General features: G+C 63.8%; 17 protein-coding genes. 2 read left to right on the top strand and 15 right to left on the bottom strand.

The features are described 5' to 3' along the window. Position 1: 1 nt before the first annotated feature. Complete coding sequence (locus tag FDM28_RS04745; protein ID WP_170211593.1) at positions 2-1219, bottom strand: GGDEF domain-containing protein; 1218 nt, start codon at positions 1217-1219, stop codon at positions 2-4. Between the two features lie 106 nt (positions 1220-1325). Between FDM28_RS04745 and FDM28_RS04740 the strand changes: the two genes are divergently transcribed. After that, complete coding sequence (locus FDM28_RS04740; RefSeq protein WP_138513529.1) at positions 1326-1808, top strand: glutathione peroxidase; 483 nt, start codon at positions 1326-1328, stop codon at positions 1806-1808. 30 nt (positions 1809-1838) lie between these two features. On the opposite strand, the gene glcF is transcribed toward FDM28_RS04740, so the two are convergent. From glcF to glnK, 6 genes are all read right to left on the bottom strand, one after another. After that, positions 1839-3074, bottom strand: coding sequence for a glycolate oxidase subunit GlcF (gene glcF / locus FDM28_RS04735; protein ID WP_138513526.1), 1236 nt, complete (start codon positions 3072-3074; stop codon positions 1839-1841). 2 nt (positions 3075-3076) lie between these two features. Beyond that, positions 3077-4231: a glycolate oxidase subunit GlcE gene (glcE, locus tag FDM28_RS04730; protein ID WP_138513524.1), complete on the bottom strand. Its 1155-nt coding sequence runs from the start codon at positions 4229-4231 to the stop codon at positions 3077-3079. A gap of 101 nt (positions 4232-4332) precedes the next feature. Further along, positions 4333-5244: an SMP-30/gluconolactonase/LRE family protein gene (locus tag FDM28_RS04725; protein ID WP_138513522.1), complete on the bottom strand. Its 912-nt coding sequence runs from the start codon at positions 5242-5244 to the stop codon at positions 4333-4335. Then, complete coding sequence (locus tag FDM28_RS04720; protein ID WP_138513520.1) at positions 5241-6119, bottom strand: aldose 1-epimerase; 879 nt, start codon at positions 6117-6119, stop codon at positions 5241-5243. Before FDM28_RS04720 ends, FDM28_RS04725 begins: the two co-directional genes overlap by 4 nt. A 148-nt stretch (positions 6120-6267) precedes the next feature. Further along, positions 6268-7776, bottom strand: coding sequence for an ammonium transporter (locus FDM28_RS04715; RefSeq protein ID WP_138513518.1), 1509 nt, complete (start codon positions 7774-7776; stop codon positions 6268-6270). An 18-nt stretch (positions 7777-7794) separates the two neighbouring features. Further along, on the bottom strand, positions 7795-8133 hold the full coding sequence (gene glnK, locus FDM28_RS04710; RefSeq protein ID WP_138513516.1) for a P-II family nitrogen regulator: 339 nt from the start codon (positions 8131-8133) through the stop codon (positions 7795-7797). A gap of 249 nt (positions 8134-8382) precedes the next feature. On the opposite strand from glnK, the gene FDM28_RS04705 reads away from it, so the two are divergent. Continuing rightward, a complete protein-coding gene (locus tag FDM28_RS04705; protein ID WP_138513514.1) occupies positions 8383-9936 on the top strand; it encodes a YifB family Mg chelatase-like AAA ATPase in 1554 nt (517 codons plus the stop codon). Positions 9937-10039: 103 nt separating this feature from the next. On the opposite strand, the gene FDM28_RS17725 is transcribed toward FDM28_RS04705, so the two are convergent. The 8 genes from FDM28_RS17725 to FDM28_RS04665 all read right to left on the bottom strand — a co-directional run bounded on the left by FDM28_RS17725 (position 10040) and on the right by FDM28_RS04665 (position 20294). After that, positions 10040-11287: a tetratricopeptide repeat protein gene (locus FDM28_RS17725; protein ID WP_138513512.1), complete on the bottom strand. Its 1248-nt coding sequence runs from the start codon at positions 11285-11287 to the stop codon at positions 10040-10042. Continuing rightward, a complete protein-coding gene (locus FDM28_RS04695) occupies positions 11284-12201 on the bottom strand; it encodes an ExeA family protein (RefSeq protein WP_138513510.1) in 918 nt (305 codons plus the stop codon). Before FDM28_RS04695 ends, FDM28_RS17725 begins: the two co-directional genes overlap by 4 nt. Further along, complete coding sequence (locus tag FDM28_RS04690; RefSeq protein ID WP_138513507.1) at positions 12201-13943, bottom strand: pilus (MSHA type) biogenesis protein MshL; 1743 nt, start codon at positions 13941-13943, stop codon at positions 12201-12203. The genes FDM28_RS04695 and FDM28_RS04690 overlap by 1 nt, the downstream gene beginning before the upstream one ends. An 11-nt stretch (positions 13944-13954) precedes the next feature. Then, positions 13955-14425, bottom strand: coding sequence for a hypothetical protein (locus FDM28_RS04685; protein WP_138513505.1), 471 nt, complete (start codon positions 14423-14425; stop codon positions 13955-13957). Continuing rightward, positions 14422-15048: a hypothetical protein gene (locus tag FDM28_RS04680; protein ID WP_138513503.1), complete on the bottom strand. Its 627-nt coding sequence runs from the start codon at positions 15046-15048 to the stop codon at positions 14422-14424. The genes FDM28_RS04685 and FDM28_RS04680 overlap by 4 nt, the downstream gene beginning before the upstream one ends. Continuing rightward, positions 15045-15746 (bottom strand): PilN domain-containing protein, encoded by a 702-nt coding sequence (locus tag FDM28_RS04675; RefSeq protein ID WP_138513501.1) that lies wholly within the window; start codon positions 15744-15746, stop codon positions 15045-15047. Before FDM28_RS04675 ends, FDM28_RS04680 begins: the two co-directional genes overlap by 4 nt. Before the next feature lie 12 nt (positions 15747-15758). Next, positions 15759-16817, bottom strand: coding sequence for a hypothetical protein (locus FDM28_RS04670; protein WP_138513499.1), 1059 nt, complete (start codon positions 16815-16817; stop codon positions 15759-15761). Positions 16818-16976: 159 nt separating this feature from the next. Next, entirely contained in the window at positions 16977-20294 is a 3318-nt protein-coding gene (locus tag FDM28_RS04665; protein WP_138513496.1) for a DUF6701 domain-containing protein, read from the bottom strand. Positions 20295-20357: the final 63 nt, after the last annotated feature.

The raw sequence follows: 20357 nt of genomic DNA, 5'->3' as shown, positions 1-20357 counted from the left end.
TTTAGCCTTCGGGCGCGGCGTACTCTACCCGGTCACGCCCCAGCTGCTTGGCCACATACAAAGCCCGGTCGGCTGCGGCGTAAATGGTGTCTACCGTGGCCGTCTCGCTGGCCGCGGTACCCGCCAACATGCTGCTCACACCAAAGCTGGCGGTCACGGGAATATTGGTCCCCTCAAACACTACCACCATCTGCCACAGGGCCTCCCGCAGCTTGGCTGCCACCCGTAGGGCACCCTCGCGCCCGGTGTCGGGCAGTAGCACGATGAACTCCTCACCGCCCAAGCGGGCCAGTGTGTCGGTGACCCGCAAAGCCTGTTGCAGGCAGGCGGCGGTAGCGACGAGCACCGCATCCCCACCGGGGTGGCCGTGGCGGTCGTTGATTTGCTTGAAGTGGTCCAAATCCACCATGATCACCGCGGTTTCGCCGGGGACCCGGCTCGCGCGGCGCAGCTCCAGTTGCGCCAGCCGCATGAATTCGCGGCGGTTGTAGAGGCCGGTGAGCGCATCGTGGTCGGCCAGAAAGGCGAGCTCATGCTGTTGGGCGGCCATGGCCTCGTTGCTGCGGCTGAGCTGGCGGCGCAGCAGCACTGCTTTGGAGTACTGGGACCAGTTGATCCACGAGGTCATCAGCGCCAAGGCGGGCGCCACCAGCGCCAGAATGCGCACGCTGGTGAGCTGCGATGCGCTCACCGTGGCGCGCTCCAACAACCAGGCAAACACCAGATACGTCAGCAGGTACACCGGCACCGAAATCGCCGGACGCATCAGCGCCAGCACTCCGAACATGATGCAAATCATCAGGTACGTGGCCACACCCGCCCCGGTGTTGAAGGCCAAATCAATCAATGTGACGTGGGCACCAAAGTACAGGTAGGCCGCTGCCACCGCTATTTGCAGGCCGATGGCGCCGGCCGTGGCCCGCTGGCGGTAGGCCACAAACCAGTGGGCCCACAGGGCGGTGAGCACCACCCCCGCCGCCGCCGCCAGATGGGCTTGCGCAATGGCAGTGCCCCAACTGGCCAACTCGGGGCGGCCACTCGGCGCGCCGCCGGTGCCAAAAATGCCGGCCACGGCCAAGTGCAATGGCGCGGTAAAGCACGCAATGATGCGGTAACGCCGCAAGGACTCCATGGTGGCCTCGCCCTGGACTTGCGCACTGGCGCTGCGTGCCCCCATCCACAGGGCCCACCAGCGTTGATACCACGGTGTGTTTCGCAATCTGTGTCTCCTTCTCCCCCACAAATCTTCCCAGCATTGCCATGCGAGCACAAGTTTTTTAGGCGGCTGGTATGGTGTGCAGGACTTCACCACTCCGAGGAACGCCATGAGCAGCATTTACGATTTCGAGGCCCTGTCCATCCAAGGCAAGCCGGTGCCCCTGCGCACCTTCGAGGGCCAGGCCCTGCTGATCGTCAACACCGCCAGCGCCTGCGGGTTCACGCCCCAGTTTGCCGGCCTGGAGGCGTTGCACAAGACGTATGGCACGCGGGGCCTCGTGGTGCTCGGGTTCCCCTGCAACCAATTTGGCAGCCAAGACAAGGGTAGCAACGACGAAATATCGGAGTTCTGCCAACTGAACTACGGCGTGAGCTTCCCGATGATGGCCAAGATCGATGTGAACGGCAGCGAAGCCCATCCGCTCTATCAGTGGCTGGTGAAGGAAGCCCCCGGGCTACTGGGCCTCAAGGCCATCAAGTGGAACTTCACCAAGTTTTTGATCGGCAAGGACGGTCAGGTGCTCAAGCGCTATGCACCTACCGACACACCGGCCAGCCTGGCGAAGGATATTGAGGCGGCGCTGGCCTGAGCGCCCCCGGCGGCAGGCGCCCTGCGCGGCTTAGCCGCCTGCAGTCAAAGCCGCGTCCAGCACCTCGACCCAGTGCCGCACTGCGGTTTCTGTGCCACTTTGCAGGTGGCTGATGCAGCCGATGTTGGCGCTGATAATGACTTCATTTCCGGCGGGCGCCAGGTGGCCCAGCTTGCGGTCCCGCAGCTGGTAGGAAATTTCCGGGTTCAGCACCGAATACGTGCCTGCCGAACCGCAGCACAGGTGGGACTCGTTAGCCGCCACGCGCACCGCAAAACCCAGCGCGCTCATATGGGCCTCGACCCCGCCTTTGAGTTTCTGGCCGTGCTGCAAAGTGCAGGGCGGGTGGAACACCAGTGCCGGGGTGGCGGCATCCACACGCACCCAGGCTTTCAACGCCGGCACCAGCTCCGGCAACAACTCACTCAGGTCTTTGGTCAGCGCGCTGATGGTGGCGGCCTTGTCCGCATAGGCCGGGTCATCGCGCAGGATGTGGCCATAGTCCTTCACAGTGGCGCCGCACCCCGAGGCATTCATCACCAGGGTGTCCACGCCTTGCTCCACATAGGGCCACCAGGCGTCGATGTTGGCGCGCATGTGGGCCTTGCCGCCGTCCTGGTCGTTCAAATGGAATTTCACCGCGCCACAGCAACCGGCGGCAGGCGCCACCACGGCTTGAATGCCCGCAGCGTCCAGCACGCGGGCGGTGGCGTTGTTGATATTGGGCGACATGGCGGGCTGCACACAGCCTGCCAACATCAACGCTTTGCGCGCATGGGTGCGGGTGGGCCAGGCGCCCGCCTCGTGCGGCACCGGCACCTTGTTTTTGAGGGCCTGGGGCAGCAAGGGGCGCACCAATTGACCCAGCTTCATGGCCGGCGCAAACAGGGGCGAAGGCAAGCCTTCTTTCAGCGCCCAGCGCAGCGCCTTCTCGCCCGCGGGGCGCGGCACCTTGGCATCCACCAGCTTGCGGCCGATGTCCACCAGATGGCCGTAGTCCACACCGCTGGGGCAGGTGCTTTCGCAGTTGCGGCAGGTCAGGCAGCGGTCCAGGTGCAGCTGGGTGGCGCGGGTGGGCTCCTGCCCTTCGAGCACCTGCTTCATCAGGTAGATGCGGCCTCGCGGGCCGTCGAGCTCGTCACCCAGCAACTGGTAGGTGGGGCAGGTGGCAGTGCAAAAGCCGCAGTGCACGCATTTGCGCAGGATGGCTTCTGCGGCTTGGCCGTCGGCGGTGTTCTGGTATTCGGGGGCGAGGTGGGTTTGCATGGTCAGAAGTCGGAGTACAGACGGCCGGGGTTGAAAATGCCCGCCGGGTCAAACGCGGCCTTCAGGCGCTGGAGCAAGGCGCCCTGCCCTGCCGATGAGGAATGATTTTGGCCTCTAGCGCCTGATAGGTCTGCGCCAGCAGCTACAAAAACAGTAGCATTTCCACCTGCGGCTTTGGCGGCTGCCTGCAGCTGCGCACCGGCATCCAGCGGGGCCCACAGCCAGCGCAAACCGCCCTGCCACTCCACAAGCTGTGCCCAGGGCAGGTCCAGCGCAGGCGCTGTCTGGGCCACCGACAGGCGCCACAGCACCTGCCCGGTGCGGGCACCGTCGGTAAAGAACGGGAGTTTCTGGTCGCGGCACAAGGCCCAATCGGCAGCCGCCTGGGCGGTGTCCATGCGCTCACCGGGCACGTCGGCCAGCATGCGTTGGCACGCGGCCTCTACCGCCGCCACGGCACCGCGCAGGCGCACAAAGAGCAAATCCTGCCCGGTACCGCCTGCCGATGGGTCATGCACCCAGCAACTCGCATTGAGCGGCAAGGGCTGCCCGCCCCAGCAATGCAACTGCTCCAGCGCCGCCGCTTGGGCCAGCGGGAACACCAGCGTTGCCTCCGCCGGTGGCACCGGCAGCACTTTGAGCGACACCTCGGTGATCAAGCCCAGCGTACCCATGGCGCCGGCCATGAGGCGCGACACGTCGTAGCCCGCCACGTTTTTCATGACCTGGCCACCAAACGTGAGGTACTCCCCCTTGCCGTTGACCAGCTTCAAGCCCAGCACATAGTCACGCACGCTGCCTGCCGTGGCGCGCGCCGGGCCGGCCAAGCCGCTTGCCACCATGCCGCCCACGGTCGCCATGCGGTCACTCCCCGACCAGCCGAAGTGCGGTGGCTCAAAAGGCAGGCACTGCCCTTGGGCGGCTAACAAGGCGTCCAGCTCGTGCAAAGGGGTACCGGCCGCCACTGTGACCACCAGCTCGCTGGGGGCGTAGTCGATGATGCCCGTCAGGCTGCGGGTGTCCAGCAGCGCAGCGGGCTGTATAGAGCCATAAAAGTCTTTGCTGCCACCGCCCCGGATGTGGAGCGGTGTGCGCTGGGCGGCAGCGGTGCGGATCTGGTCCAGCAGGGGCAGGAGGGCGTCGGGCGGTGAAGACATGGCGGCAATGTTAAGCGGCCCCCCCTGCCTTGAGCGTGAATTTTTTGAAACCGCAGGCGCCGGTTTTTTGACCTTGGCGCCTCCATCCGCCCCGCCGGGGCTCAGCCGGCGAAGCTGTTCACCGGCAAACCGGCCACCTCCACGCGCATGAAAAATACCGCACCGGACAAGGGAAACTGCGCCAGCTCGGCCGCACTGCGCCCGTGGCGGGCGGTGGTGATGTAGAGGGTTTTCAGGTCCTCGCCCCCGAAGCACGGCATGGTGGGGCACTGGGCCGGGGTTTCCCAGCTGGCGAGCAGGCGGCCATCGGGCGCGAACTTGCAGATGCGGCGTCCTTCAAACATGGCGGCGTAGTAGTTGCCCTCCACATCCACGGCCGCCCCGTCCGGCCGGCCGGCGTAGGCGGTGTGCTCGAACGTCCAGCCCGCCGGTTTGGCGTCATAGGTGCGCCACACGCGATGGGCACTCAAGGTGTTGGCTGCCAAATCGAAGTCCCAGGCGTGGGTGAGGTGGTTAGGCGTATCGGACCAATACACCGTGCGGTTGTCCGGGCTCCAGGCCAGGCCGTTGGCGGTCAAGGCATCGCCGGCATGGCGCTGCACCACCGCACTACCCTGGCGGCAGTCAATGGAGAACAGCTCCGCCGCCCGGCCCGCCTTGGGCTCGTCAATCGTGCCCACCCAGAAGCGGCCTAGCGCATCGCATTTACCGTCATTGGCGCGAATCACCGCCGTGTCGTACGGCAGCGTGGCAATGCGCTGCAGCGCTCCACCCCACGCGTGGGCGCGGAACACACCGTCGCGCAGGGCAATCACCAAGCCGCCTTGGGCCGCAGGCGCTATGCAACCCGGCTCGCTGGGCATGTCCCAGCGCTGCACGGTGCCCATGTAAATGTTGGCGCGCAAAATGGCCTTGCCCGGGATGTCAACCCAATAGAGCTGCTGCTCCGCCGGGTGCCAGAACGGGGATTCGCCCAGTTCGAAGACGTCATCGCTCAATGCCTGCCAGCTCATGCTTGCACCTCCTGCGCGGCACAGACTTCGATCCGCATGCTGCAGCTAAAGCTCGCCCCCGGCTGCAACACCACCACCCCCAGGCTGTCTGCGCTGGCTCCCGTGGCGGCCATCAAATTCAAGGCATTGTTGACGTGGCTCACCGGCTCCACCGCGATGTTGTCGCGCTGAGGCGTGGTGAACACCACCAACCGGCTCAAGGCCGAGCGGACGGTTACCTGGAGCAAGCTATCGCGCAGCGTGAGCACCCCGCCCCAGCCGTCAAAACAGTGGTCCACGGTCAAGGCAGCCGTGGCTTGGTCTAGGCCCGCATGGGGTTCGCGGTGGGTGGGCAATTTGTCAGCCGCCATTTCCCAGCGGCCGGTGGCGGCGAACTGCACTTCCGCATCAGGGCGCTTCACAAAATACGGATGCCAACCCAGACCCACGGGGGCAGGCGTATGGCCTTGGTTGGTAACGCTCAGGCTCATGTCGAGCGCCCCGTCTTCCAGCTTGAAGACTTGGGAGCAATCGAAGTCAAAGGGCCAGGCCGCATCGGCCTTGTGCTCCAAGGACAGCAGGGCATAGCTGTCGGTGCTTTCCAGCACCGCCCAGGGCCGCTCCCAGCCAATGCCGTGGATGGTATGGGGCTCGGGGTCAAAATTTTTGACCAAAGGGTGGTCCGTGCCCGACCACGCCAAGGTGCCATAGCCGATGCGGTTGGAAAACGGCACCAGCGGAAAACTGCCCGACTCCCGCACCGAACGCAGCTCGGTGCCCGGTGTGGAGCGCATGACCGGGAGGTCTTGCAACCACATGCCGGCAATCGAACCGCCCAATGCAGGGCAAATGTCACAGCGCAAGGGGCCGTGGCGCAGGGTCAGGGGCGTACTCATAGGGTATCCATTCTGAGAGGGGCAATACAACAGCGTGGCATTGTGCACCGCCCGTGCGTAAAAAAGCCCGGCCACCTTGCGGGGACCGGGCTCAAGTCTCAAGAAGAAACTCGTTGGAAACTGCAGCGCGGAGCGCTGCGTTCAGAACTTAGCGGTTGTAAGCGGTTTCGCCGTGGCTGGAGATGTCCAGGCCTTCGCGCTCTTCTTCTTCAGAGACACGCAGACCGATCACCAAGTCCACCAATTTGAAGGCAATGTAGGCCACGACCGCAGACCACACCACCGTCACCAGCACGCCTTGCAACTGGATCCACACCTGGCCGCCGATGGAGTACTCAGCGCCCACAGCATTGGCCACATAGTCGTACACGCCGGTACCACCCAAGGAAGGAGCCGCAAACACGCCGGTCAACAAAGCACCGACGATACCGCCCACGCCGTGCACACCAAACACGTCCAGGGAGTCATCCGCACCCAGCAGGCGCTTCAGACCGTTCACACCCCACAGGCAGGCAAAGCCGCCGATCAGGCCGATCGCAATCGATCCCATGGGGCCCACGAAACCGCAAGCAGGCGTGATGGCCACCAGGCCAGCCACTGCACCGGATGCAGCGCCCAACATGGAAGCCTTGCCGCGGGACAGGGCTTCACCGGTAATCCAGGCCAAGGTAGCAGCCGCAGTGGCCAACAAGGTGTTGATGAAGGCCAGAGCAGTCAAGCCGTTGGCTTCGAGGTTGGAGCCGGCGTTGAAGCCGAACCAGCCGAACCACAGCATGGCAGCGCCCACCATGGTCAATGTCAGGCTGTGAGGCGCCATGGGTTCCTTGCCGTAACCGATACGCTTGCCCACCACATAGGCACCGACCAGGCCGGCAACCGCTGCGTTGATGTGCACCACGGTGCCACCTGCGAAGTCCAGTGCGCCCTTGGCCCACAGGTAACCGGCAGCAGCCACCACTTTTTCCAGAGAAGCAGCGTCCGTGATCGCATCAGGGCCGGCCCAGTACCAGACCATGTGTGCCATGGGCAGGTAGCTGAAGGTGAACCAGATCACGCAGAAAGCCAACACAGCGGAGAACTTGATACGTTCCGCAAAGGCACCGACGATCAGCGCGCAAGTGATGGCCGCAAACGTCGCCTGGAAGGCCACGAAGGTGAGCTCAGGAATCACGACGCCCTTGCTGAAGGTGGCAGCCACCGAGTCAGGGGTAATGCCCTTGAGGAACAGCTTGTCAAAGGTGCCGAAGAACGCGCCATCGCCACCGAATGCCAAGGTGTATCCGTACACGGCCCACAGCACATAAATGAGTGCGGTGACCACGAACACTTGCATCAGCACGGACAGCATGTTTTTGCTACGCACCAAGCCGCCGTAGAACAGGGCCAGGCCGGGCAGGGTCATGAACAACACCAGGGCGGTGGAGATGGTCATCCAGGCGGTGTCGCCCTTGTTAGGTACGGGCGCAGGGGCTGCTGCGGGAGCGGCTTCTGCAGCCGCTGGAGCGGCAGCGGGGGCTGCGGCAGGCGCAGCAGCTTCCGGTGCGGAGGCGGTTGCCGCGGGGGCATCTGCAGCCGGCGCAGCCGTTTGGGCCAGGGCGAAGGTGCCTGCGGTCAGCAGACTCATGCCCAAGGCAATGGTGGCGAGAAGTTTTTTCATGGTCGGGCTCTCTTTCTTTTACAGCGCTTCGTTACCGGTTTCACCGGTACGGATACGCACCACTTGTTCGAGGTCGTAGACAAAAATCTTGCCGTCACCGATCTTGCCGGTGCGGGCTGCGGCTTCCACCGCTTCGATCACGCGCTCGACGAGGGCGTCGTCAATCGCGGCTTCGATCTTCACTTTGGGGAGAAAGTCCACCACGTACTCTGCACCGCGGTACAGCTCTGTGTGGCCCTTTTGGCGGCCGAAGCCTTTGACTTCGGTCACGGTAATGCCTTGTACGCCCATGCCGGACAAGGCTTCGCGCACCTCATCGAGCTTGAACGGTTTGATGATGGCCGTCACGAGTTTCATGTGTTCACCTCAGCTTGATAGTTGATGACAGAGTCCGGCCCCGGCGACGCAATGCACCAGGTTTCGGGAGCTGAATGACGTAAAGCAGAAGCCGTGCCAAGTTCTCGCGCTGCCACGCAGCGCAGATTTCCCCGCACGATTTAAGGACTTGCGATAAGATAACTGTACAAAACAACAGTACGCACGCTTGTGGTGCAAACAGGCGCCATGCACCGTGTCGTTGCGCACCTTTTTGGGAGGAACGGAAATATGAGCTTGTCTTTGGTGCAAAGCCGCGCCTTATTGGGGCTGGAAGCGGTGCAGGTCACCGTGGAAGTCCACCTTGCCAACGGGCTGCCCAGTTTCACGCTGGTGGGTTTAGCCGATGTCGAAGTCAAAGAAGCCCGCGAACGGGTGCGCTGCGCCATCCAGAACAGCGGGCTGGAGTTCCCCAATAACAAACGCATTACGGTGAATTTGGCGCCGGCTGACCTGCCCAAAGACTCGGGGCGGCTGGATTTGCCGATTGCCCTGGGCATTCTGGCTGCCAGCGGCCAAATCGACGCGGCAGCGCTGGCCGGCTTTGAGTTTGCAGGCGAGTTGTCCCTGTCCGGCGAGCTGCGGGCCGTGCGCGGCGCCTTGGCCATGGCGCTGGCCTTGCGCCGCAGCCCCACGCGCCCCCAACTGGTGCTGCCGCCGGGCAATGCCGAGGAAGCCGCGCTGGTGCCGGACTCCCGGGTCATCCGCGCGCGCCATTTGCTGGATGTGGTGCACCACTTTGCACCCGGCGGGCAGGCCAAAGATGCCGAAGGCGTGCCCCTGGAGCAAGACCCGGAAGGCTGGGTGCGGGTGGTGCCCGCGCCCCTTCAGGCCCGCGCACACCACGCCGATATGGCCGATGTCAAAGGCCAGGCCAGTGCCAAACGGGCCCTGGAAATTGCAGCGGCAGGGGGCCATAGTCTGTTGCTCGTAGGTCCGCCCGGCTCCGGCAAGTCGATGTTGGCCCAGCGCTTTGCGGGCTTGCTACCCGACATGAGCACCGACGAAGCGCTGGAGAGCGCGGCCATCGGCAGCCTGTGCGGTCGCTTTCAGATACAGCAGTGGGGCCAAAGGCCGACGTGCCACCCCCACCACTCCGCCAGCGCGGTGGCCTTGGTGGGTGGAGGCTCCCCGCCGCGACCGGGTGAAATCTCGCTGGCGCACCATGGAGTCCTCTTTTTAGATGAATTTCCAGAGTTCAGCAGGAGCGCGCTTGAGGCTTTGCGCGAGCCGTTGGAGACCGGCACCATCACCATCGCCCGGGCTGCGCGGCGGGCGGAGTTTCCGGCCCGCTTCCAGCTGGTGGCGGCCATGAACCCCTGCCCCTGTGGCTACCTCGGCTCCAGCACCAGCACCTGCCGCTGCACGCCGGACCAGGTGCTGCGCTACCAAGGCAAGCTCAGTGGCCCCTTGATGGACCGCATCGATTTGCATGTGGAAGTGCCCGCGCTACCGGCCGACGAACTGATTCAAAGCCCGCCGGGCGAAAGCAGCGCCGCCATCCGTGAGCGCAGCGTGCAAGCCCGCGAGCGGGCCATCCGGCGCCAGGGCCACCCGAACCAGACACTCAGCGGTCAAGCCATCGACCAATCGAGCGCCTTGGACCCGGCAGCGGCCAAATTTTTGCAAACCGCAGCCACCCAGCTGGGCTGGTCGGCCCGCAGCACCCACCGCACCCTGAAAATCGCCCGCACGATTGCCGACCTGGCGCAGTCCGACGCCACCCTGCTACCCCATGTGGCCGAGGCCATGCAATACCGGCGGGTGCTGCGAGCCGGTGGGTAGTACCCGCTTCAGCGCGGGGCGCAAGCACCCCATTGCCGCAACACATTTGCTACTAAATAGATAGCTGCTTGCGCATACTCCACGTGCGCTAGAGCCAGATTTATTACTTATCTGGCAGTGCAACACCCTGCTGGCGCAGATAGCCCAGCACGTCTTTACTGACCGGCCCGATGGCGCGTGCCTTTTCTGCCAACTCAGCGGCTTGGCTTAGCTGCCCCAGCGCGGCCAGAGACACCGCGCTGCCCAGCAGCCAGCGCTGCTCGGCAGGCCGGGTTTGCAGCGCCGTGGCATAAAACTGCACCGCCTCCTGATGACGCCCCAAGCGCTGTGCCGCGTTGGCGCGCACCGCCCACAGGTCGGCCTGGCCCGCCAACAGCGGCTCGACGCGACCTAACAGCTCCAACACCGCCGCAGCCCGGCCTTGGGCCAGCTCCATGCGGGCCAGCTCCCGTACCAGCGACAGTTGGACTGCCACGGGCGCCGGGGGCGATGCCCGCTCCGCCACGGAGAGCGCATCCTGCAACAAGGCCATTGCTGCATCCGCCGAGCCACCGTTGTACAAGCCCTGGGCTTGCACCAGGGCTTCGCGCGCCGCGTTCTGCTGTCGCTGCGCCTGCACGGCGGGCTCTGGCGCCACCGGGACCACGGCGGCTGGTGCAGGCGTCGCGGCTACTTTTGGCGGTACGGGCGGGGTGACACCCCAAATCGACGGCGTGAGTTGTAAGCCGGTGCGCTCTGCGGACGGCGGAGCTACCGGTGCCTTAGGCGCAACAGACGGCAGCTGCAACGGTGTCGCGGTCTTCGGAGGCGTTGATGTAGCGGGCACAGAGGCCGGGAGCGGCGCGGATGCAGGTGCAGGTGCAGGTGCAGGTGCTGGTGCTGGTGCTGGTGCTGGTGCTGGTGCTGGTGCTGGTGCTGGTGCTGGTGCTGGTGCCGCCATGGACGAGGATGCAGGCACATGCTGCGCGGCAGCACCCCCCGCTGCCACGGGGGCGGCGGACACGGGCAACTCCACCGGCCCACTGACACCCGCATCTGCACTAGCACTTGCGCTGGCGGTCGTCGCTGCCGGCACAGCACTCACGGCCGGCACAGGGGGCGTGGCCACGACCGGCGCAGCTGCCACCGGCGGGGCAGTCGGCCGGGGCTGCGCTTGCAGGTACCACCAGCCCGCCGCACCCAAACCCGCGACCAAGCCCACGGCCGATAGCCCTTGCGCCACGCGCCGCAACGACCGCGTGCCCGCCACCGGTGGTGCCAGTACTGCACGCGTTCCGGCGCGCAGACCTGGCTCCAGGCTGGTGGCACGGCGCTGGTCCAGGTCGCGCAGCATTTTGTTGATCACACTCATTCGTCTACCTCTCCGGCGGTCCGGGTGCTCACGGCGGCGCGGGGGCGCCGGCCCCACAAGCCGGCCCACCACGCGCGCCACGTCCAGGCGGCGGATGGCACGCCCGGCGTGTCCCGGGCTACCCATTTCACATGCTGAGCGCTCACCCGGTGCACCCCCTCGCCATAGGCCAGCATCAGGCACTTGTGCGCCAGGATGTTGAGCAGCCGTGGCACCCCGCCACTGGCCTTGGCCAGGGCCCGTACAGCCGCCGGGGTGAACACATCGAGGTCCGTGGACTCGTCCCGCGCCGCGCGGGCCAGGCGGTGGCGCAAATAGTCGCCCTCGCTACCTTGGGCCAGGGGTCCGAGGTACTCGCTGAAGGTGATGCGTTGCAGCAGCTGCCGTATTTCCGGGCGGGCCAGCTTGCTGTCCAGATCGGGCTGGCCCAGCAGCACCAATTGCAGCAGCTTGCGTTTTTCAGTTTCCAGGTTGGACAGCAGGCGCAAGCTCTCTACCGTGCGCACCGGAATCGCCTGCGCCTCGTCGATACACACCACCACCCGCCGGTTGTGAGCCGCGTGGGTCAGCAGGCACTGCGCAATGTCAGCCAGGATCTGGTGGCGGTGCGGGGGCTGGCTGACGCTCAAGCCCAGCTCCAGGGCCAATGCCGCGAGCAAATCATCCGGACCCATGTCGGGGTTGGGGATGTAGGCGGTCACGCACTCGTCTTGCAGCGTCTTGAGCAGTTGGCGGCACAACACGGTTTTGCCACACCCCAACTCACCCACGACTTTCAAAAAGCCTTCGCCACTGCGCAAGGCCACGAGCAAGGTGTTCAGGGCGGACTGGGCACCTTCATGGGCGAAGTAAAAATCGGTATCCGGCGTGATGGAAAACGGGGCCTCACGCAGCGAAAAGTGCCCCAAATACATTACTTGGCCGGACCATCTAGCTGGATGACCCGGGCGCGGGCGGCATCCATATCGTCAATGGCGGCGCGTGCGCGGCGGCCTTGGGCTTCCCAGTCTGCGGCGGTGCGGATGATGGTGGGCTTGATCAGCACAATCACTTCCTTCTTGCGCCCCTGGCTGGCACGGTTGCCAAACAAGGCCCCCAAGCCAGGCATGCTGGTGGTACCGGGAATGCCGGAGGCATTGCGGCTGGACTCCAGCTGCATCAAGCCACCGATGGCCACGATGGCGCCGTCCTGAATACGCACCAGCGTGTCGGTTTCATTGACCGCACTGGACGCCAGCGGCAACTTGAAATTGCCCGCGCTGCCCAGGTCGATCTGCTTGGATTTTTCGGACACCGTGGTCAGGGCCGGATGCACATGCAGCGTGACATTGACGCCATCGTCAATCTGCGGCGTCACATCCAGCGAGATGCCGGAGAAAAACGGCGTCAGCGTCACTGTGGGCAGGGTGCTGGTGCTATTGGTATTGGTGGTCGTACTGGTGGAGTTGGTGCCACCGGACACATTGGTCACAAAAAACTCGTCAGTGCCGACTTTGAGCACCGCTTTTTGGTTATTGAGGGTGGCTACGCGCGGGCTGGACAGGGTTTGCACATCGCCCTGGGTTTCCAGAAAGCCCAGCACGGCGCCGAACTGGCTGGTGGCCAAGGCCAGGCCAAACAAGCCGCCGCCGGTGGCTACCGACGGGAAGGCCACCGCACCATTGATGGTGGTGGTGCCTTGCACATAAGCGTTGGTGCTGGTGACGCCGCTGCCGATGACGCCGGCCGCCGCTTGGGTGGTGCCATCGTTGCCAAAGGCGCCCCAGTTCACGCCGCTCTGGTAGCCATCGCGCAGCTCAACCTCCACCACTTTGGCCTCCAGCATCACCTGGCGCTCCACAGAGGCCTGGGTGGCTTTCAAGAACTTGTCCACCTGGCGCAACTCTTCGGGCATGGCGCGCACCGCCAGAATGCCGGCCTGCGGGCTGGCCACCACGCTGCGGCCCTCGCCATTGCCCACCAGGCTCTTGATGGCACCCGTCAGCTCGCCCCAAAAGTCGGACTTGGAGGTGGTGGAAACGCGGCTGTTTTCCGGCTGGGCCGCTCCAGAAGTGGCATTGTTGGCCGTAGTGGTGCTGCCGCCCGAGGTGGACTGCTGCAGCGCCGCGCCGGAGGACACGCGCAACTCACTGCTGCCCTGGCGCTGGGAGGTGGGGTAATTCAGCGTGAACACCCGAGTTTGCAGCGTGGGGGCGTACACCGTGATGCGCCGGCCTTCCATTTTGAAGTCGTAGCCATACACATCACGAATCGCCTCCAGCGCCTCCAACACGGTGACGCCACGCAAGGTGACCGACAGGGTGCCGCTCACATCCGGGTGCATCAGCATGCTGTAGCGGGTATCGGCCACGATGGCCAAAAACACCTCACGCGCTTGGGCGTTGTTCACCAGCAAGTCCAGCCGGGGCTCGGGTGGTGGGGCCACGGCAGGCGGCGCGGGCTCGGCCAGGGCATCGCTCACCTTGGAAGGCACCACCGCAGTGGTTTTGGGGGCCGCCGCAGGCAAATCGGCCTTGATGGCCGCACTGACATCCGGTGTGCGCAAGGAGCGATCCAAAGCACCGCAACCGCTGAGCAAGGCAGTGCCCAGGAGCGAGCACAGTGCCAACCGGGGGAAGCCCGAGTGCAAGGAGGACAGGGAGACAGAAGGGTTCATAGGTCGGGACTTTACGGTTGGGCTCCATCGCAGGGAGCCACTGTGGTCACGGCGCGATCGGTTGAGGGGGGCTGTGCCGCGCGGCTGCGCGCACGGCGGGGGGAGGAGGCGGGGCGTGCCGGGGCGCACGCCTCCGCCTGGGCCACCCGGCGCTGGATGCCGGCAAACCGGGGCACCTTGGTGACGTGCTTGCCTTCTTGCAGCCAAATTTCTGTTTCGGTGATGCGGGCCAGCGTGGCGTTGCCCACCTTTTGGCCTACCGCATACAAGCGGGTGCCGACCACCAGGTACGGTTTGCCACTCTGCACGATCACGCTGCTACCCGCAGGCAAGGGGCCGTTACCGCCACCGGCACCACCCGTCAGCCCTTCGGCCAGCGCCGGGGCGGCAGTCGGGTCGCGGTCTTGGGCCTGCGCCTGTGCAATCACGAAGATCGTCAGCACCATGGCAATCACCCGGCTCCCCAGGCTGCGCGGCATCATGGTTGCACCTCCAGCACATACACCCGCAAGGTCAGCTCGGTGCCTTGCTTGTCAGCCGACAGCTGCATGCTGCCCCAACGCAAACGGGGGAGCGCCTGCTCCAAGCTTTTAACGTACCGGGTAAGGTCGCCATACGAGCCCGCCACCTTGAGCTCTAGGCCGCGGCGCTGAATGCCGGACACAGAAGCCGGGGCCACCCCGCTGGGGTCAGCATCTGCCGCGACGGTACCAGACGACACCAAACGCAAACCCGGGCTGCGGCGCAGAAACTGCACCAGCACCGGCTCCAGTGCTTGCGCACTGGCGGCGTCGGGGGCCAACAAGGCCATTTGGGCGCGCAAGTTTTCAATACGGTTTTGCGACTCCGCAATCTCGGCCTGCAGCGCCACACTCGCATCCACCGGCGCGGGCACAGCGGCCAACTCGGCCCGCAAACGCCGCACTTCCGCGCTCTGGGTCGTGAAGCGCTGCTGCGCCAACTTATAGGCCGCCTGTGCTGGCGTGAGCCACAGCACATCTGCAATAGCCAGCACGACCACCAACAGCGAGACGAACAAAAACACCCGCTCGCGCAAGCTCAGCGCATTGATGCGCGCGGACTGGACCAACCACCACGCCTTCATGGCTTGCCCCCCGCTGCCGCATCCAATACCGGCGCAACCTGGGCACTCACCAGAGTGAACGACCAGGCCTCACGCCCGGGTGCGGTGCCACCGCCGGGGTTGGCAGCTGCGGTCTGGGGCGTCGCATTCGCAGCGGACGGATTTTGCAAGGTCGTGCTTTGTACCTTGACGGTGGCCAGACGCAGCCCCTGCATAAGTGGGCTGACCGACAGGCGGGCCACCCAGTCATTGAGCGCAGAGGGCTCCAGGGTAAAACCATCGACTTCCATGCGGGCGCTGTCCGCCTTGACGCTGGTAACCCAGACCTCCGGCGGAATGCTGCGCGCGACCAAGGCCAGGCGGTCAGAGTGGCCGTAGCCTGGTACCAGCACGCCTTGCTGGAGGGCGCTCAGCATCCGCTCTTTGGCCTCCACCTCGGTGCGGCGGGCTTGCGCTTCTTTGACCAGTTCCGGCGAGGGTGGCTGTGCCATGGCTTTGCTGCGGTCAATGGCTGCCTGCAGGGTCTGCATTTCCAGGGTTTGGGTTTGTGTGGCACTGGCAAAGCCTTGCGCAGCACGCTCCAGATTCCACACCCAGGCTGCGCACAGGCAGCCGCCCAGCACCACAAACACCCCCAGCGCCACAGCCATGGTGTCGGCAGAAAACTGCTGCCGCGGTTTTTGCAGGGTCAGGGCGCAAAGATTGATTTGTTGGGGCATGGTGAGCGGGCCTCAGGCGGTGCGGTGCTCGGTACGCAGCAACACGCCCAACAAGGGCAGGCAATAGGGCTGATCGGCGGGGCTGACGGCGCTCCAACCGGGAAAGGCAGTGTCCCATGCAATGGGCTGCACGCGTTGGCCCGTGTCCCGCTGCAGCCAGTCTGCCAACTCGGCACTGCGCTCGCCGGCAAACACGTGCAAGCCGGCCAAAGGCAGGTTAGACCAGGTGCGGTCCCACAGGTCGATGGAGCGCTGCACTTCCACCAGCAAACGCTGCGCGCGGTCAATATCGGATTGCTCGGGGCTGGCCGTGGCCGCGCCGGTGGTGGTGAACGCCGCAGCGCCATAGGCACCGCCGCCATAGTCCGGCACATACTCTTCCACCGGCGTATAGGCATCTACGGGCGCTTGTTCGGCGGTGGCCACAGCAGTCCAGGTCATAGCCATAAAGCCATCGGGCAGGTCCAGGCGGCGGCTGTAAAACAGCTCGCCACCGGCACTGATGGTGAGCAGCGCCTGGCGGCCCTCGGCCAGAACGAGGCAGGCATTGGCCCGCTCGGGCTCTGCCATGGTTTGCAGGTTACGCTGGGCCATGTCTTGCACATCAATCAACCGCACATCCCACTGCATGGCATGGGCCAGGTCCATGGCATCGCGCACCACGGCGTTGTTGGCTGCCACTACGAAAAGCTGCGATGCAGCGCGGCCTTGGCCATCTCCCACACGGAGCACATCGATGGTGAGATCGTCCAGATGGACATCCACCATTTCTTTGATCTGGTAACGGGCTGCCGAACGGAGTTCCTCGGGGGCGACCGCAGGAGCCTCAATCTGCAGCAATTGGTACTGCTCGGGTTTAAGCATGAACTTCGCGTGCACCCCCTTCAGCCCCAGGGCTTGAAGCCGGCGGACAAAGTCTTCGCGGGAGTCACTGCCTTGCACCTCTACCCCGGCACGGATGATCTTGAAATCGTTGCCAGCACGCTTCGCATGCACATACGACATGGCCTGGCCGGACCAGGAAACGACCAAGCGTTCACCGGAAGCATTACGTTGCCAAGGCCAACGCATACTCAATGGGCTCCAGGCAGGCTGAGGTGTGATGGGCGCGTCGCTTCAATCATGAATCTACTGAATCTCCAATCGGCTTGCTCTCATTTTAATAGCTGCTTGCGCAATCATGACATCGATTGGACGGGGTTTTTCAGGAGAATTGATGAATTCCGGCATTCAGTAGTTTTCACGGAGATAAATCAGCGGGCTTTTGTAGACCCCAAAGGTGGCTCTGGCCGTCGGGTTGCTGCCGAACCACGGCAAGTTGGCTGCGGTGGCATTGCTCTCCGTGGTCGAAACACAGGTTTTGCCAGTCGCGGTGGCAGACACGTTCAAGGTCAACAACACGCTGCCGCTGTTGCCGGCACCCGGCTTAGACAGCACCAGACCGGGCGAAAGCAGTTTGCCTCCGTTCAAGGTCTGGTTCGTGGTGGGGCTGATTTGCGTCTCACAGGCGGCCAAGCCCGTGGGCAAGTTGGACACATAGTTCGACATGATGACGCTGGAGAGGTTGAGCGTGGTGCAGCTGTCCAAGGTGTTGGTAACGTAAAAGCTGCCGTTCCAATACCGCGCCTCCAACGGCACCGGCAAAGCCAACAGCTCCGAGCCATAGGTATTGAACAAGCGCATTTGCCCGTAACGGACGCGGGTGGTGTTGGTTTCGTTGGTCGCGCTCAGGAAGGTGGCGCCATCGGGATCGCTGATGGCAGCTTTGAGCTTGAAGCTGTCATACGGCCCATCGGGCGACGCCAGTTTACTGAAGGCGTAGGTGTCATTGATAAGCATTTGCCCGGCGCTCCACAAGGCGGTGTTGGGCATGGCCGGAAAAGCCGGGCTGCCTAGGCGGGACACTGCCACCGCAGTTCCACCGTTATCCCCACTGATGGTGACAGGCGCCAAGCGGCTGTAGCCACTGGTATAGCGGCTCAGCACCGGATCGCTGGCAGAGGCCGCGCCCCCCGTGGTGGCATGGGCCTTGAGCGTGAGTACGACCCCCAGTGCATCCTGATCCATATAGGTGAAACCACCGGCTGCACAGCTCGCCGTCAGTGCCCCTGAAAACGAATAGTGGCTGGGGTACCAGCGGCCGAATTTGGCCGTGGCCGGACTGCCGATGTTGCAGCCGTACTTGCCGCCGCTCAAGGTGTTGGAGGTGCTGCCGGTCACACAACCGTTGTTGGATTGGTCAATAGCGGTAAAGCTGCTGTCCACCACCGTATCCGCAGGAAACTGGATGTTGCCCACGTCCTGGTAGGTGAACGAGGTGCCGGTCGCACCGGTGCCAGTACCCGCCGAAAAGCTGCCGCTCAGGGTATTTGCGGCGATAGTCACGCCGTTATGGTCCAGAACCTTGGTGCTGTCGATGGTAGGGGTGCCAGTGTAGCCCGCCGTCACACCCGCTGCTGCCGTCAAGGTAAACGCTGTACCGGCCTTGGCAGCCGGCGTGCCTGTGAGGGCCGTGTTGCTCATCGCAGGAGCCGTCACTGTGAACTGCTGAGGACGCACGGAAAACTGGTCTGTCGAGCATGCAGGTGAAACCGCGGTGAATGCCGAGCAGGTGCTGCTGGTGCACTCTTTCACGCGGCAGATGAGCTTGGCCCGTGCCGACGGAACGGTGAAGTTTGGGGTCTTGGTGCGCCCTGCCGCACCTGAAAAGGTACCGGAAGCAAACGTGACAATCTGGCTTGCTACAGGGCTGCTGTAAGCACTGCAAGAGGCCGCAGGCGAGGTGTTGTCAAACAACTCGGCCAACACATACTTGGAATTAGCGCCAGCCGCGACGTAGTTGCTCTCCAGGGTTCCGTCCGACTTCAAGGCCGCAATATCGAAGGTGAAGTTGGTCGCTGCCAACTTGGTATACAGAGGCCTTACTGTCGAACTGGTGGTTGCCACCCAGGGCACATTGGTGCCGGTTTCCAAACAATCAAAGGCGGCGGCGGCGGTCGAACTTCCGGGGTCCGTCACATAGGTGGCGCAAACACTCAGATTCGTCAGTTCATGGATGTTGGTGCTTCCCCCGGTGCCCCCCGTCAGAGACAACAACAGGTTGGTGGGAACTGCCGCCTGCCCACTGTTGGTGCCCAACACGTCAAACTTGGGGATGAGCGTCGTGAAACTATTGCCGGTGGCCGTGGTGTCGCGCTCCAGGGTCACGTAGGCATTGACGTTGTTGGAGTTGTCGATGGTGATGCGGAACCGCTGCACCGTGCTGGAGGTGCTGGACCTATTCCAAATGACTGGGCTGACCGTGCCGGTATTGGCCAGTAGCTTGTAGCCCGTTGTTCCCGAGCCCGAGCCGCGCACCGCCACGCTGTTAGGGTAAAAACCGGCCGATGTGTTGGCGCCCGTCGGCGCCGTCCAGCCCGAAGGGTAGGTTTGCCTGTTTTGGTTGGTGTTGGGAAAGTTGCCGTATTCATCAATACCAACCCCCAGCCATCCACCGGAAAACCCGGCCGTGCTGTCACTCTGCGCATACCCCAGCGACCCGCCGGCCCCTCCCGGTGCAGGTGATATGCCGGCATCCGAAAAAACCACCACCACACCATCCGCCCCGGTACCGTTATATACGGAATAGTCAAATTGCACGACCACTTTATTGCCGGCAGCGGGAAACCATTTTTTCAACTGCACCATAGTGGCTTCACTCCCGCGGGCGTCGGTCAGGCGAAGGCGGTTTTGGCTGCCAACGGTGACCACCTGAGGTGTAAACGAGCCTGACAAGGTCAAGGCGTTCCAGAGTGAGGTGTCCAGCGTACCGGTCGAAAAATTGTCCGTGATGCAGGTTTGCGATGGCGCGCACGCAGCCGGCATGGCCAGGCTGGTGTTGTTGGTCACGCAACTATTGCCGCAACTCGAACCGCAGCAAACGCTATTGATGCTGGCTCTGTAATTCAGCGTAATGGCGGCCGAGCCCGTGGACTTGACACATGCGCCTGCCACCGTTTCGTTGTCCATCAGGATGGTGCCGGAGGAGCTGGTGACAGAGCCCGTGACTTGTGCGCGGTATTGCACGTTGATAGCCCCGGTGCCGCCGGATATAGAGCCATTGATTACCGATTCGTTTTCAATGGTGATGGCACCGGTAGTGGTCACCGAGCCATTGATCTGGGATTTGTACTTGATGCTGATCGCACCGCCCGAACTGCTGGACACCCCGCCGGAAATCACCGCCTCGTTGCCCAGAGTGATAGACCCGGTGCTGGAGGAAACGTTGCCACCTGCCGTCGTTTTGTACCCCAAAACAATATTGCCTGACGTCGCGGTAACCGTACCGCCAAACACCACATTGCCCCCGGAATCATTAACGGATCCAGCCTGCACGTTGGCATTGACGTTCGCCTGATAGGCAGTCGTAAAACTCCCGGTCACGACAAAGGAAACATTCGATGCCGTGCCCGATTTATTGATTTCAGCGTTGTCGGTAGAGACGTTGCCGTTGACTGTCACGGTGGCAGGCAACTGCGAGCTGAATACCAGTTTGTCTCCGTTCGCCAATGTGAGTCCAGTGCAGGTGTAACTAGGGCCGGAGCCAGTGCATGTGGACGGCAGGGCGCCCGG

It is taken from the genome of Rhodoferax bucti, from assembly GCF_005876985.1.
Classification (GTDB): Bacteria; Pseudomonadota; Gammaproteobacteria; order Burkholderiales; family Burkholderiaceae_C; genus Allorhodoferax; species Allorhodoferax bucti.
This window is presented reverse-complemented; position numbering and strand designations above follow the sequence as displayed.

What these genes read in the sequence shown, in the direction of transcription:
- FDM28_RS04740 (WP_138513529.1), top strand. Translation starts at nt 1,326, where the DNA reads ATGAGCAGCATTTACGATTTCGAGGCCCTGTCCATCCAAGGCAAGCCG.
- glcF (WP_138513526.1), bottom strand. Translation starts at nt 3,074, where the DNA reads ATGCAAACCCACCTCGCCCCCGAATACCAGAACACCGCCGACGGCCAA.
- glcE (WP_138513524.1), bottom strand. Translation starts at nt 4,231, where the DNA reads ATGTCTTCACCGCCCGACGCCCTCCTGCCCCTGCTGGACCAGATCCGC.
- FDM28_RS04725 (WP_138513522.1), bottom strand. Translation starts at nt 5,244, where the DNA reads ATGAGCTGGCAGGCATTGAGCGATGACGTCTTCGAACTGGGCGAATCC.
- FDM28_RS04720 (WP_138513520.1), bottom strand. Translation starts at nt 6,119, where the DNA reads ATGAGTACGCCCCTGACCCTGCGCCACGGCCCCTTGCGCTGTGACATT.
- FDM28_RS04715 (WP_138513518.1), bottom strand. Translation starts at nt 7,776, where the DNA reads ATGAAAAAACTTCTCGCCACCATTGCCTTGGGCATGAGTCTGCTGACC.
- glnK (WP_138513516.1), bottom strand. Translation starts at nt 8,133, where the DNA reads ATGAAACTCGTGACGGCCATCATCAAACCGTTCAAGCTCGATGAGGTG.
- FDM28_RS04705 (WP_138513514.1), top strand. Translation starts at nt 8,383, where the DNA reads ATGAGCTTGTCTTTGGTGCAAAGCCGCGCCTTATTGGGGCTGGAAGCG.
- FDM28_RS17725 (WP_138513512.1), bottom strand. Translation starts at nt 11,287, where the DNA reads ATGAGTGTGATCAACAAAATGCTGCGCGACCTGGACCAGCGCCGTGCC.
- FDM28_RS04695 (WP_138513510.1), bottom strand. Translation starts at nt 12,201, where the DNA reads ATGTATTTGGGGCACTTTTCGCTGCGTGAGGCCCCGTTTTCCATCACG.
- FDM28_RS04690 (WP_138513507.1), bottom strand. Translation starts at nt 13,943, where the DNA reads ATGAACCCTTCTGTCTCCCTGTCCTCCTTGCACTCGGGCTTCCCCCGG.
- FDM28_RS04685 (WP_138513505.1), bottom strand. Translation starts at nt 14,425, where the DNA reads ATGATGCCGCGCAGCCTGGGGAGCCGGGTGATTGCCATGGTGCTGACG.
- FDM28_RS04680 (WP_138513503.1), bottom strand. Translation starts at nt 15,048, where the DNA reads ATGAAGGCGTGGTGGTTGGTCCAGTCCGCGCGCATCAATGCGCTGAGC.
- FDM28_RS04675 (WP_138513501.1), bottom strand. Translation starts at nt 15,746, where the DNA reads ATGCCCCAACAAATCAATCTTTGCGCCCTGACCCTGCAAAAACCGCGG.
- FDM28_RS04670 (WP_138513499.1), bottom strand. Translation starts at nt 16,817, where the DNA reads ATGCGTTGGCCTTGGCAACGTAATGCTTCCGGTGAACGCTTGGTCGTT.